Consider the following 12,648-nt stretch of genomic DNA (forward strand, 5'->3'; position numbering starts at 1 on the left):
AAGGGCGGCCATGGAAACCCGATAATCGGTAGTTCCTGAACACTGCCGAGCCCTTGCCCATGCCAATGACCACCGCAGAGGCCCGCCCATGAGCGCGGTCCGCAAGAACCCTGATGCCTTTGCCTTCCAGGTGATGCTGGGGCTGTGCCTGATCTGGGGCTGCCAGCAGGTGTTGATCAAGACCGCCGCTGTCGATATCGCGCCGGTGATGCAGGCGGCCTTGCGCAATGGCATCGCCGCCGTGCTGGTGGGCCTGATGCTGTGCTGGCGCGGGGGCTGGGAGCAGGTCGGCAGCACTTGGCGAGCCGGGGCGGTGGCGGGCGGGCTGTTCGGCCTGGAGTTCCTGTTCATTGCCGAGGGGCTGAAGCTGACCTCGGCGGCGCATATGTCGGTGTTCCTCTATACCGCGCCGGTGTTCACCGCGTTGGGCCTGCATTTCAGGTTGCCCAGCGAACGCCTGCGGCTGCTGCAATGGCTGGGGATTCTGCTGGCCTTCGGCGGCATTGCCATGGCATTTGCCGGCGGTATGTCGTTCGAGCACATGGATGGCCGCACCCTGTTGGGGGATGCGTTTGGCGTGATTGCCGGGCTGGCCTGGGGCGCGACCACGGTGGTGGTGCGTTGCTCGCGGCTGTCGGAAGCGCCGGCCACCCTGACCCTGTTCTATCAGTTGGCGGTGGGCTTTGCCGGCTTGCTGCTGATTGCCTTGCTCAGTGGGCAGATCGGCGCGGTGTCGTTTACACCGTTGGCGATGGGTAGCGTGCTGTTCCAGGGGATTGTGGTGTCGTTCATCAGCTACCTGACCTGGTTCTGGTTGCTGCGCAAGTACCTGGCGTCGAACCTGGCGGTATTTTCGTTCATCACCCCGCTGTTCGGGGTGACCTTTGGCGTGTTGCTGCTGGATGAGCCGCTGAGCCTGAACTTTGTGGTTGGCGCGTTGATGGTGCTGCTGGGGGTGATCCTGGTGAGTGCCGAGCCTTGGGTGAAGCAGCAACTGCGTAAGCTTGTTGGGTAATCTGTAGCCTGTGCCGGCCTCTTCGCGGGTAAACCCGCTCCCACAGGGGGGCACGATCCTCAAGACCTGTGCAGTACCTGTGGGAGCGGGTTTACCCGCGAAGAGGCCGGCACAGGCAACTGCAATTCAGGATGCAGCCTTGGCCTGACAGGTGCTGCCCTGCGGTGCAGAGCCGGCAAACAGCACCAACCCCCCAGCCACCACCAACCCTCCCGCCGCCACCATCAGCGCCGGCTGCAGCCCGCCGCTGTAATGGCTGCTGAGCGCCGCCAGCAACGGCCCGCTCAACTGCCCCAGGGCAAAGCACGCCGTCAGCAGCCCGGCATTGCGCTGCGTGGCATGCGGCGCCAGCTCCCGCGAGCGCTGCATCACCAGCTGCATGCAGGCCAGGAACGGCCCGCCACACAGCACCACGCCCAACGCCAGCCCGACACCCCCGCCCATCAGGCAGGCCAGCACGCCCAGCCCCTGCAACCACAGGGTGGCGGTCAACCAGGTCGAGGTGCGGCCACCACGCCGCAGGCTCACCAGCAGCACCCCCAGCGCCGCCGCCAGGCCGAACGCCGGCCAGAACAGGTCGGCCAGCCACTGCCCGCGGAACTGTTGGTTGGCCATCTGCGACAGAAAGGTGGCCGGCAGGATGTAACCCACGCCATACAGCGCATAAACCAGCCCCAGGCGGCCGATGCCGACACTGCGCGTCGGGCCCTGGCCTGCAGCCGACGGCACCGGCGCCGCTTGCAGCGCCCGGGGCAGCCAAGGCCGGAGCGCCAGCAGCATCACCAGCGCGGCCACGGCATAGATCAGCCACAGTGCAGCCGAGCCCAGTCCCCACAAATGCGCCACCAGCGCCAGCAAACCCGTCAGCGCAATGCCCAGGCCGGGCCCGGCGAACACCAGGGCACCCAGGCGCTGGCGGTTGTTGGCATTGGCTACCTGCTGGCTGAGGCTGGTGATCATCACCAGCACCCAGGCGCTGGCCACGCCGGTGCCGAAGCGTAGCAGCAGGTGGCTCCAGAACCCGTCGGCGGCCCATGAGGCCAGGGTCAGCAGCACGCACAGCCACAGCCCGCCATGCAGGCGCAGGCGCACCTGGCCCGGCGCGCGGGCAAACATGGCGTCGACCGCGCCGATGAAGTAACCCAGGTAGTTGGCCGCTGCCACCAGCCCGGCGACCGTCAGGTCGAACTGGCCTTCGGCGATCAGTTGCGGCAGCTGCGGGGTAAGGGCGAAGCGGCCGATGCCCATGGCCATCATCAGCGCCACGGCGCTGGCCAGCAGTTGAATGAGTGGCGACATGGCAAGTCTCCTGCACGGATGTAAGCGATGGCTGGCAGGTTAGGGCGGTTTCTTTTTCAATAAAATTGAATAATGATGATCAAGTTGTTCTGTTTTGGAGAATGTCGTGGAATTCAGCCAGCTGCGTATCTTCCAGGCCGTGGCCGAGGAGGGTTCGGTCACCCGCGCCGCAGAGCGCCTGCATCGGGTACCGTCGAACCTGTCGACGCGCTTGCGCCAGCTCGAAGAGCAGCTGGGTGTCGAGCTGTTCCTGCGCGAGCGCCAGCGCCTGCAGCTGTCGCCGGCGGGCAAGGTGCTGCTGGACTACGCCAGCCGCATGTCAGCCTTGCGCGACGAGGCGCTGGCCGCCGTGCGGGGTGGCCAACCGGCCGGGGACTTCGTGCTGGGGACCATGTACAGCACGGCAGCGACCCATTTGCCGGCGTTGCTGGCGCGTTATCATCAGGCCTACCCGGCGGTGAACCTGCAGGTGCGCGCCGCGCCCAGTGGCGAACTGCTGGAAGGCCTGCTCAACCACAGCCTGGACGCGGCCCTGGTGGACGGGCCGCCGAGCCTGGCGGGGCTGGATGGCGTGCCGTTGTGCGAGGAGGAGCTGGTGCTGATCACCAGCCCTGAGCATCCTGTGGTGCACACTGCCAAGGATGTGGCGGGCAAGGCGGTGTTCACCTTCCGTCAGGGCTGCTCGTACCGCATGCGTCTGGAGGCCTGGTATGCCCATGCCCATACGCCCATGGGCCGGGTGATGGAGATCGAGTCTTACCAGAGCATGCTGGCCTGCGTGATCGCCGGCGCGGGGGTGGCGATGATGGCCCGGTCGATGCTCGACAGCCTGCCCGGGCGCGACCGGGTGCGGGTGCACCAACTGCAGGCACCGTTCGATCAGGCGGTCACCTGGTTGATGTGGCGCCAGGGCATGCGCGGGGCGAATTTGCAGGCCTGGATCGACCTGCAACAAAGCGAAACGATTAACCAGTCGTCGGAATGCGCCGCTACGGCTTGATCCGTATCAAAATGGCCCGTATCTGTAGGTGTAGAGGCATGCGTAATACAGGACATAGGGCTATGATCTGTATGAAACATCGCAGGATTGAATTGCCGTGAGGCTGACCCGTCAAGGGGGCATTATGAATAAACCACTGTCCAACTGGCTCCACGACCTGGCTGTCGCCTTGGGGCTGATTCCACCACCCTTGCAGCCGGTGCCGATCCCGACTGATGAGGAGCAGCGCAAACGCCAACCGCGTCGTCGCTGATAAATACAAAGGCCGCTGCACCTGGGTGGGTGCAGCGGCCTTTTCGTGTCTGCCAGTTGTGTTGCCTGTACCGGCCTCATCGCGGGCTTGCCCGCTCCCACAGGTACCCCATGAATTTCAAGGCTTGTGGTATCCCTGTGGGAGCGGGCGAGCCCGCGAAGAGGCCAGTTCAGGCTGTAGATCAGGCCAGTTTCACCGCCGCCACCGATTTACGCGACATCAGGCTAACGACCACAAAACTCACCAGGCCAACCGCCAGGCTGTAGTAGATCGGCGTATTGGCCTCCAGCCCATCCTTGAACATGAACAGCAGCGCGGTAGCGAAGCCCAGCGACATGCTGGCGATCGCCCCGGCGGTGGTAGCGCGTTTCCAGAAGATCGCCCCGATCAGCGGGATCAGCATGCCGCCGACCAGCAGGTTGTAGGCCAAAGTCAGGGCGTTGATCACATCGTTCACCATCAGGGCGATGCCCAGCACCACCAGCCCGGTGAGCAGGGTGAACAGGCGGCTGACGCCCAGGCTCGACTGCTTGCCGCCACGCAGCTTGGGCAGCAGGTCTTCGGTCAGGGTGGTCGACGCAGCCAGCAGGCCGGCGCTGGCGGTGGACATCATGGCGGCCAGCGCCGCTGCCATCAGCAGGCCACGGATGCCATCGGGCAGGGTGGTCTTGATCATCTCGGCAAAGGCATTGTTCGGGTTGGCCAGGTCGGGCATCAGCACGTGCGCAGCCATGCCGATCGTGGCGCAGGCCAGGCCGTACAGTACGCAGTACACACCGGCAGTGGTACCGGCACGCTGGCAGACCTTCTCGTCACGGGCAGTGAACACCCGCTGCCAGATGTCCTGGCCGATGAGGATGCCGAAGAAGTAGATCAGGAAGTAGGTGATGATGGTGTCCCAGCCAATGGTGGTCAGCTGGAAGCTGGCCGCCGGCAGCTTGGCCACCAGGGTGTCCCAGCCACCGGCCTTGTACAGGCACACTGGCAGCAGGATGAACATCAGGCCGACGGTCTTGATCACGAACTGGACGATGTCGGTCAGGGTCAGCGACCACATGCCGCCAATGGTCGAGTACAGCACCACCACACCACCACCCAGCAGCAGCGAGGCCCAGAACGGCAGGTCCAGCAGCACCTGCAATACGGTGGCCATGGCCAGGGTCGAGGTGACGCCGATCATCAGTGCGTAGGCCAGCATGATCACGGCGCTGGCCTGGCGTGCGGTCGGGTTGTAGCGCTGCTCCAGCACCTGGGTCACGGTGAAGATGCGCAGCCGCAGCAAGGGTTTGGCCAGGAACAGGTTGAGGGCGATGATGCCCAGGCCCAGGGCTGCGCACAGCCAGAAGCCGGAGATGCCGTGGACGTAGCCCAGGCGTACGGTGCCGACGGTTGACGCACCACCGAGCACGGTGGTGGCCATGGTGCCCATGTACAGGACCGGGCCGAGGTTGCGCCCGGCCACCAGGTAGTCCTCATGGGTTTTCGCGCGCCGCATGCCATACCAGCCAAGCCCGAGCATGCCGACGGTATAGATCATTACAACAATGATGTCCAAGGCCATTGGGGGTCTCCCGATTATCTTTATTATGGCGAGATCGACCACGCGGGCGGGTTCACGGCGCCCGGCGGTCTTGTCGTGTTGTTGGCGGGCCTCTGTGGCCCTCCCTCATGGCTCCTGCCGGGGTGTAGCGGTATTAACGACGCACTACGCCTGGTAGCACGCAGAGCATTTCGAACAACAGGTTGGCACCGAGCAGCGAGGTGTTGCCGGTGGTGTCGTAAGGCGGGGAGACTTCGACAAGGTCACAGCCGATCAGGTCCAGGCCGTGGCAGCCGCGAATGATCTCCATCGCCTGGATGGTGGTCAAGCCGCCGATTTCCGGGGTGCCGGTGCCTGGTGCCCAGGCCGGGTCGATGCCGTCGATGTCGAATGACAGGTACACCGGGCCACCGCCGACCTTTTCCCGCACTTCGGCCATCAGTGGCGCCAGCGACTTGTGCCAGCACTCTTCGGCCTGGACCACGCGGAAGCCCTGGCGGCGGCTCCAGTTGAAGTCATCGGCGGTGTAACCCTGGGCGCGCAGGCCGATCTGCACCACGCGCTCGCAATCGAGCAGGCCTTCTTCCACGGCGCGGCGGAAGGTGGTGCCGTGGGCGATCTTCTCGCCGAACATGTGGTCGTTGACGTCGGCATGGGCATCGATGTGCACCAGGCCGATCTTGCCGTGCTTCTTGTGCAGCGCGCGCAGGATCGGCAGGGTGATGGTGTGGTCGCCACCCAGGGTCAGCGGGATGACGTTGTGCTCGAGGATCTCGTCATACGCTTCTTCGATGATGCGCACTGCATCCAGCAGGTTGAAAGTGTTGATTGCCACGTCACCGATGTCGGCCACCGACAACGAGTCGAACGGTGCAGCCCCGGTGGCCATGTTGTACGGGCGGATCATCACCGATTCGGCGCGGATCTGCCGCGGGCCGAAGCGGGTGCCGGAGCGCAGCGAGGTGCCGATATCCAGTGGCACGCCGATGAACGCGGCGTCCAGGCCTTGGGCACTTTGCAGGTGGGGGAGGCGGAGCATGGTGGCGATGCCGCCGAAACGCGGCATTTCGTTGCCGCCCAGTGGTTGGTGGAGGATCTTGTCCACGGTGGGCCTCATCAGTCGGTCGATTGTTCTGTTTGTTCGAACCTGTGCCGCCGCGCGCCTTCCAGGAGTGGTCTTGTCGGCGGGCAGGGACATTTCGGCCAAGTCTGCTGAAGGTAGTGCCGGGGAAAAATCGCTACCGGCAAATACTTAGTTCAGGAATTTCTGAACTAAAGGCCGGCAGAGCGGTTAGACTGCGCGCACATACCCTTGCGGAACGTTGCACCATGGCCTCGACCCTGCCCGACCTGAAACTGCTGCGCATCTTCGTCAGCGTGGTGCGCCACCAGGGTTTCGCCAACGCCCAGCGCGAGCTGAACCTGTCGACCTCGGCCATCAGCACCTACATGAGCCAGCTGGAAGGCGCCCTGGGGATCGTGCTGTGCCACCGCGGCCGTGGCGGTTTCAGCCTGACCAGCAAGGGCGAGCTGTTCCATCAGGAGACCCTGCGCCTGCTGGCCGAGCTGGACGGTTTCGAGCAGTATGCCGCCGCCCTGAAGGGCGAGTTGCGCGGCACCCTCAACCTGGGGGTGATCGACTCCACCGTCGGTGACCGGGCCTTGCCGCTGGCCGAAGCCATCGGCGCCTACAGCCAGGAACACCCGGCGGTGCACCTGCACCTGTCGGTGTCCAGCCCTTACGAGCTGCAGCTGGGCGTGCAGGACAACCGCCTGGACCTTGCCATCGGGGCGTTTTCCTCGCGCATGAGCGGGCTGCTTTACCAGCCGCTGTACCGTGAGCAGCACTGGCTGTACTGCAGCAGCCGCCACCCGTTGTATGCCGAACGGCGCATTCCCGAGCCGGTGGTGACCCAGCAGCGCATGGTCGGACGGGGCTACTGGAGCCAGGCCGAGCTGGCCCGGCATGGCTTCAAGCACAGCGCAGCGACGGTGGAGAGCATGGAGGCGCAGTTGATCCTGATTCTCTCCGGGGCCTACATCGGCTACCTGCCCGAGCACTATGCCCAGGCCTGGGTCGACAAGGGCGACTTGCGCGTGCTGTCGCCGTCCACTTTCGGTTACCAGGCACCGTTCTCGCTGATCATTCGCCGCGGGCGCAGCCGCGAGCCGTTGATCCAGACTTTCCGCGACCTGCTCAAGAGTCAGCTCAACGTCGGCTGAGGTACGGCGCATGCCTGTATTTCGTCGGTGTGCGCTAAATAGTTGGCGCCGCTGACCGACAACATAATGGCGTCCTGCTATACATCACACTTGCGTGTGTTGATGACTATCTCCCTTTAATCCTGCAAGGATTGCCCAAGATGCGCATGAATTTGCCCGTCACTGAGCACGAAAGAACTTTTCCTAACGATCAACGCCTGATTTCCACTACGGACCTCAACAGCCGCATAACCTACTGCAACGACGCTTTCGTGGCGATCAGCGGGTTCACCTACGACGAGCTGGTCGGCCAACCCCATAACCTGGTGCGCCACCCGGACATGCCGCCAGCGGTGTTCGGCCACATGTGGGAAACCATCAAACAGGGCAAACCCTGGATGGGCGTGGTCAAGAACCGGGCGAAAAACGGCGATCACTACTGGGTCAGTGCCTATGTCACGGCCATCTACGAACAGGGCCGCATCAGCGGCTACGAGTCGGTGCGCTCGGTGCCCACCCGCGAGCAGATCCGCCGCGCCGAGGCGTTGTACGCACGCTTGCGGGCCGGCCGCGCGGCGGTGCCGTGGGCGGCCCGGCTTGGGCATGGCCTGGGCCACGGGTGGCCCTTGATCGGTGCGGGCCTGCTGTCGGCGGCAGGCTACCTGTGGCTGCCGACTTATGCGGCGCTCGGGGTGCTGATGGCCAGCCTGCTGCTGGCCTGGTATCTGGTCGAGCACCGGCAGAACCAGGCTATCCGCCACACGCTGGCCGAGCATCCCAAGGCCTTCACCAGCCCGCTGGTGGCGCTGACCTACAGCGATAACCCGGGCCTGCAGGGCCAGCTCGACCTGGCCATCATCAGTGAGGAGGCACGCCTGCAAACGGCCTTGACCCGCCTGGTGGATGCCGGGGTCGGGGTGAAGTCGCGGGCGGCGCAGTCGTCCGACTTGTCCGATGCCCAGGCCCAGATGCTCGACCGCCAGCGCAACGAGACCGACCAGTCCGCCACCGCCATTGCGCAGATGGCGGCGACCATCCAGGAGGTTACCCACAACGTGCAGAGCACGGCGCACGCAGCGGGTGATGCCGACCAGCTGGCGCAGCAGGGCAGCGAGCTGGCCCTGCAGAGCCTGAAAGCCATGGGCAGCATGAGCGATGCCGTCAATGACATTGGCCAGGCGGTGAACGCCTTGGCCGAGCAGACCCAGTCGATCGGCAGCGTGGTCGATGTGATCACTTCGATTGCCGAGCAGACCAACCTGCTGGCGCTCAATGCCGCCATTGAAGCGGCACGCGCCGGCGAACAGGGGCGCGGGTTTGCCGTGGTGGCGGATGAGGTGCGTTCGTTGGCCCAGCGCACTCGTGCTTCGACCGAGGAAATCCATCACATCATCGCGTCGTTGCGCGCCGGGGCAGAGCGTGCGGTCAGTACGGCGAACCGTGGTGAGCAGATCTCGCGGGACAGCGTGCACAGTGTCGAGGCTGTGCAGGCGGCATTGAGCGGGATTGCCCAGGCGGTCAGCCGCATCACTGGCATGAGCCAGCAGATGGCGACGGCGTCGGAGCAGCAGAGCCATGTAGCCGAGGACATCAACCAGCAGATCGTGAGGATTGCCCAGCTGTGCGACCAGAGTGCCGGGCAGGCCAGGCAGGGCGCGGAAATCAGCCAGGACCTGGAGCGCATGGCAGAGTACCTGCATAGCTTGGCGGAGCGGTTCAACCGTTGAGATCGCTAGGGCTGCTTTGCAGCCCTTTCGCCCTGTAGGAGCGGGTTTACCCGCGATCACGGGCGAAGCCCGTGCCAGCCACCGCATTGCCTGCATCGCGGGCAAGCCCGCTCCTACAGGGCGAAAGGCCCGCAAAGCGGGCCCCGGTTCTGTGGCAAACTGTTCCCGCCAAGGAGAACCCCATGCCCAGACCCCGCTGCGAGCGCTGCCAGCGCCCGCTCGACCATTGCCTCTGCCCACTGATCCCCGCGCTCGACAGCCGCACCCGCGTCATCCTGCTGCAGCACCCCAGTGAAACCGCCCATGCCCTGAACACTGCCCGCCTGGCCGCCCTTGGCCTGAACAATGCCGAGTTGCGGGTAGGTGAGGTGTTCGATGACCTGAACGAACTGCTGGCTACCCCCGGTTACCGGCCGGCCCTGCTGTTCCCGGGTGACGACGCCCAGGTGCTGCAGGCCTATGGCGAGACGGACGACAAACCCTTGCTGTTGATCGTGCCCGACGGTACCTGGCGCAAGGCGCGCAAGCTGCTGTACCTGAACCCGGTGCTGGTGGCGTTGCCGCGGGTGACGCTGGGGGCGGTCGCGCCTTCACGCTACCGGCTGCGCAAGGCGCCGGAGGCGGGGGCGCTGTCGACTATCGAGGCGGTGGTGGGGGCGCTCGATGCGCTGGAGCAACCGGCCTGCTTCGATGCGTTGCTGGCGCCGTTCGAGGCGTTGATCGAAGGGCAGATCAGGGCCATGGGCGAGGAGACGTTCCAGCGCAACCATGGCACCGAGTGAGCGCAAGGGGGCTGCTCTGCAGCCCTTTCGCGACACAAGGCCGCTCCCACAGTAGTTGATCCTCCTGTGGGAGTGGCCCCGGCTATCTCGAACCCGATCAACGCATCTCAGGCAAACGCGCCTCGGTGCGTACTTCGGTGGTAGCCAGCGCTTCCGGCGGCAGCGAAATACGCTGCTTGCTCAGCAGCTCACCCATGGTCGCCAGTACACGGTAGCGCGAGAACTCCTCGGTATAACGCACCTCGGTGTAGCGGCGGTCGGCGTTGTACAGCTCGTTTTCACTGTCGAGCAGGTCGAGCAGGGTGCGCTGGCCCAGGCCGAACTGGTCCTGGTAGGCGGCACGCACGCGCTTGGTGGTCTCGGCGTATTCACGCGCGGTTGGCAACTGCTTGCTGGCGTTGTTCATGGCGTTCCACGCCAAGCTCAGGTTCTCGGTCAGCTCACGCAGGGCGTTGTTGCGAATGTCCAGGGCCTGGTTGATCTTGTGCGCGTCGGACTGCAGGCGAGCCTTGTCGCTGCCACCGCGGAACAGGTTGTAGTTCATTTCAACGCCAGCTTGCCAGTCGTTGTTGTTGTGGCCTTTCTCGCCGCCGGTGTTGTTGTTGGCACCAGTGGCCAGAATGGCGTCGAAGCGTGGGTAGAAGGTCGACTTGGCCACTTCGTATTGCTGCTCGGCAGCATTCACGTCAGCCTGGGCAGACTTGATGTACGGGTTGTTCTGGCGCATGCCGTCGCGGGCTTCATCGAGGGTGCCAGGCACCTCGCCCTTGATGGTCTGCGGGCTTTCCAGCTCGTCCGGCATACGGCCGACGACGCTGAAGAAGTTGGCCTCGGCGTCGGCCAGGTCGACTTCGGCGGTGTCCAGGTTGTTTTCTGCCAGGGCGCGACGTGCGCGGGACTGGTCAAGGTCGGCGGTGCTGCCGACACCGCGCTCGTTGCGCAGGCCAATCTGGTCGTTGACGCGCAGATGGGCTTGCAGGTTGTTCCTGGCCAGGGCTACCAGTTCACGGCGTTTGAGCACTTCCAGGTACACCTCGACTGCACGCAGGGCGACATCCTGGGCGACGGCCTGGGTGTAGTAGGCGCGGGAGGTGGAGACCGCTTCGGTGCGGCCCACTTCATTCGCGGTGTTGAAGCCGTCGAAGATCATCTGCCGCAGGCGCAGTTCGGACTGGGTGTAGTTGAGGGTTTCCTTGTTGTGGTTGCCCTCGGCACGGGTAGTGGTGTTGTCCGAACGCTGGCGGCCATAGCCGGCGACCAAATCCACGGAAGGGTAGTAGCCACCACGCGCAAACTTCACATCTTCATCGGCCGACAGCTTGCTGTTGCGATTGGAGCTGACTTGCGGATGGTAGTCCACGGCGCTCTGGACAGCCTCTGTGATCGACATCGCCTGTACGTTGGCACTCGCCAGGGCCAACAGTAATGCACTGGTGATGGGGTTCAAAACGCGCATGGTACATCTCCCTGATCCTGGAATTGATCCTGCTGCTCGCCAAAAAAATGACGATAAAGTTACCGCGTATAGTGTTGCAGGTTTTTAACAACACAGCTAAGTACATTCAACGCGATAGATAAGAAGATTTCTTCATATCAAATTGCCATATAAGACATATATTGTCTAATTGGTTCGCGAAAAAAACACAGGCTGCGGCACCGTTAATAGCCGTGAAAGCCAATGGATACAGGGTTCGTGCGCGGTTCCAGAACTATTTCGGATAAGAGAAATATCAGTTAGGCGAAATTGATATTTGGCGACAAAATATTGTCACTTTGGCTTCTGCAGAGTTTTCTGGCTGAGGATATACAGGCTTACCAGTACGGCGCTGGTCAACATGAAGGTGCGCGCCCAGAACAGCGGCACCAGATAGCACGACAGGCCGATGCTGGCCCACATCAGGCCGATGGCGTAGACCTTGCCCTTGAGGGGGATGCCTTCACCACTGAGGTAGTCGCGGATCCACGGCCCGAGCTTCGGGTGATGGACCAGCCAGTGGTGAAAGCGCGGCGAGCTGCGGGCAAAGCAGGCCGCCGCCAATAGCAGGAACGGGGTGGTGGGCAGTACCGGCAGGAAAATCCCCAACACCCCCAACGCGACGCTGAGCCAGCCGGTGGCCAGCAGCAGGTATCGCATAGGCGACTTAGTGGTGGCGTGGTTTGAGCAGCGCCGGCTTTTCGTCAGGGGCGTGCAGCAGCAGGAACAGCGCAGTCAGCGCTTCGGGGATCTGTACGATCATGTCGTCCTGCAGGTTGGCGTTGCTGGCGATATCGGCGAACTCTGGCTGCTCGTCGAACAGGCCCGAGCCGACCATGATCGGCAGCAGCATCTCGCTGACTTCTTCTTCGGCGTTCTCGAACCAGGCCTCTTCACGCAGGAATACGCCTTCCATGAAGCCGATGCACCAGCCGCGCAGGTCGGAATCGTCCGGCTCGTCGGTCAGGTCCAGGTCGCACGGCAGCTCGAACTCGTCGTCGCTGGCCAGCTGGCGGGCGATATGCGCCTTGAGCGCCACCAGGGTGGCTTCGATCTCGGTGCGCTGAGCGTCGCTGGCGTAGTGCGGCTCTTCGGCGAACAGGGCGTCGATCCATTCGCGCTCGGGCACTTCCTCGGCATTGATCGACAGGGCGGTGAGGTAGCCGTGGGCGGCGACATAGTCCAGCGCTTCTTCGTGCAGCTCGTCGGCGTCGAGGAAGGCTTGCAGGCGGGTCAGTTGCTCGGCGAAGGACATTACAGGGCTACCTTGGGGAATAAACGATACCGAATTCTAGCACCTTGCGACGGCGGCGGGGCAAAGGGAACGTCTATCGCCGTGGTGCCCTGCGCGGGGCG

General features: G+C 63.9%; 12 protein-coding genes. 6 read left to right on the forward strand and 6 right to left on the reverse strand.

Features of this window, described 5'->3' with window-relative positions; translation table 11 throughout:
• The first annotated feature begins 88 nt into the window (after positions 1–88).
• Positions 89–1,015, forward strand: a complete 927-nt coding sequence (locus tag J5M71_RS06505) for a DMT family transporter (RefSeq protein WP_207830917.1) — start codon at positions 89–91, stop codon at positions 1,013–1,015.
• A gap of 126 nt (positions 1,016–1,141) precedes the next feature.
• On the opposite strand, the gene J5M71_RS06510 is transcribed toward J5M71_RS06505, so the two are convergent.
• Positions 1,142–2,314 carry an MFS transporter gene (locus tag J5M71_RS06510; protein WP_207830920.1) on the reverse strand — a complete coding sequence of 391 codons (1,173 nt, stop codon included), beginning with the start codon at positions 2,312–2,314 and terminating at the stop codon, positions 1,142–1,144.
• 106 nt (positions 2,315–2,420) lie between these two features.
• Here J5M71_RS06510 and J5M71_RS06515 point away from each other — a divergent pair, with 106 nt between their 5' ends.
• Complete coding sequence (locus J5M71_RS06515) at positions 2,421–3,314, forward strand: LysR family transcriptional regulator (RefSeq protein WP_207830922.1); 894 nt, start codon at positions 2,421–2,423, stop codon at positions 3,312–3,314.
• A gap of 124 nt (positions 3,315–3,438) precedes the next feature.
• Positions 3,439–3,567 carry a PA1414 family protein gene (locus tag J5M71_RS29550; protein WP_009683677.1) on the forward strand — a complete coding sequence of 43 codons (129 nt, stop codon included), beginning with the start codon at positions 3,439–3,441 and terminating at the stop codon, positions 3,565–3,567.
• Between the two features lie 181 nt (positions 3,568–3,748).
• Here the strand turns inward: J5M71_RS29550 and J5M71_RS06520 are convergent, their stop codons facing one another.
• Together J5M71_RS06520 and speB are read right to left on the reverse strand one after the other, a co-directional pair.
• Entirely contained in the window at positions 3,749–5,128 is a 1,380-nt protein-coding gene (locus tag J5M71_RS06520; protein WP_207830924.1) for a sodium:solute symporter, read from the reverse strand.
• Between the two features lie 133 nt (positions 5,129–5,261).
• Complete coding sequence (speB, locus tag J5M71_RS06525; RefSeq protein WP_063912914.1) at positions 5,262–6,212, reverse strand: agmatinase; 951 nt, start codon at positions 6,210–6,212, stop codon at positions 5,262–5,264.
• A gap of 224 nt (positions 6,213–6,436) precedes the next feature.
• Between speB and J5M71_RS06530 the strand changes: the two genes are divergently transcribed.
• The 3 genes from J5M71_RS06530 to J5M71_RS06540 all read left to right on the forward strand — a co-directional run bounded on the left by J5M71_RS06530 (position 6,437) and on the right by J5M71_RS06540 (position 9,818).
• Positions 6,437–7,330, forward strand: a complete 894-nt coding sequence (locus J5M71_RS06530; protein WP_063912913.1) for a LysR family transcriptional regulator — start codon at positions 6,437–6,439, stop codon at positions 7,328–7,330.
• A gap of 140 nt (positions 7,331–7,470) precedes the next feature.
• Positions 7,471–9,036: a PAS domain-containing methyl-accepting chemotaxis protein gene (locus J5M71_RS06535; protein WP_207830927.1), complete on the forward strand. Its 1,566-nt coding sequence runs from the start codon at positions 7,471–7,473 to the stop codon at positions 9,034–9,036.
• Positions 9,037–9,218: 182 nt separating this feature from the next.
• Complete coding sequence (locus J5M71_RS06540) at positions 9,219–9,818, forward strand: DTW domain-containing protein (RefSeq protein WP_207830929.1); 600 nt, start codon at positions 9,219–9,221, stop codon at positions 9,816–9,818.
• 97 nt (positions 9,819–9,915) lie between these two features.
• Here J5M71_RS06540 and J5M71_RS06545 read toward each other — a convergent pair whose 3' ends face one another.
• The 3 genes from J5M71_RS06545 to J5M71_RS06555 all read right to left on the reverse strand — a co-directional run bounded on the left by J5M71_RS06545 (position 9,916) and on the right by J5M71_RS06555 (position 12,547).
• A complete protein-coding gene (locus J5M71_RS06545; protein ID WP_207830932.1) occupies positions 9,916–11,274 on the reverse strand; it encodes a TolC family outer membrane protein in 1,359 nt (452 codons plus the stop codon).
• Between the two features lie 312 nt (positions 11,275–11,586).
• Complete coding sequence (locus J5M71_RS06550) at positions 11,587–11,952, reverse strand: YbaN family protein (RefSeq protein WP_207830934.1); 366 nt, start codon at positions 11,950–11,952, stop codon at positions 11,587–11,589.
• 7 nt (positions 11,953–11,959) lie between these two features.
• Complete coding sequence (locus J5M71_RS06555) at positions 11,960–12,547, reverse strand: YecA family protein (RefSeq protein WP_025340148.1); 588 nt, start codon at positions 12,545–12,547, stop codon at positions 11,960–11,962.
• Positions 12,548–12,648 lie beyond the last annotated feature (101 nt).

Source organism: Pseudomonas sp. 43(2021) (assembly GCF_017490805.1).
GTDB lineage: Bacteria > Pseudomonadota > Gammaproteobacteria > Pseudomonadales > Pseudomonadaceae > Aquipseudomonas.

Coding starts and splice junctions, on each gene's coding strand:
- J5M71_RS06505 (WP_207830917.1), top strand. CDS start 89: ATGAGCGCGGTCCGCAAGAACCCTGATGCCTTTGCCTTCCAGGTGATG.
- J5M71_RS06510 (WP_207830920.1), bottom strand. CDS start 2,314: ATGTCGCCACTCATTCAACTGCTGGCCAGCGCCGTGGCGCTGATGATG.
- J5M71_RS29550 (WP_009683677.1), top strand. CDS start 3,439: ATGAATAAACCACTGTCCAACTGGCTCCACGACCTGGCTGTCGCCTTG.
- J5M71_RS06520 (WP_207830924.1), bottom strand. CDS start 5,128: ATGGCCTTGGACATCATTGTTGTAATGATCTATACCGTCGGCATGCTC.
- J5M71_RS06530 (WP_063912913.1), top strand. CDS start 6,437: ATGGCCTCGACCCTGCCCGACCTGAAACTGCTGCGCATCTTCGTCAGC.
- J5M71_RS06535 (WP_207830927.1), top strand. CDS start 7,471: ATGCGCATGAATTTGCCCGTCACTGAGCACGAAAGAACTTTTCCTAAC.
- J5M71_RS06540 (WP_207830929.1), top strand. CDS start 9,219: ATGCCCAGACCCCGCTGCGAGCGCTGCCAGCGCCCGCTCGACCATTGC.
- J5M71_RS06545 (WP_207830932.1), bottom strand. CDS start 11,274: ATGCGCGTTTTGAACCCCATCACCAGTGCATTACTGTTGGCCCTGGCG.
- J5M71_RS06550 (WP_207830934.1), bottom strand. CDS start 11,952: ATGCGATACCTGCTGCTGGCCACCGGCTGGCTCAGCGTCGCGTTGGGG.
- J5M71_RS06555 (WP_025340148.1), bottom strand. CDS start 12,547: ATGTCCTTCGCCGAGCAACTGACCCGCCTGCAAGCCTTCCTCGACGCC.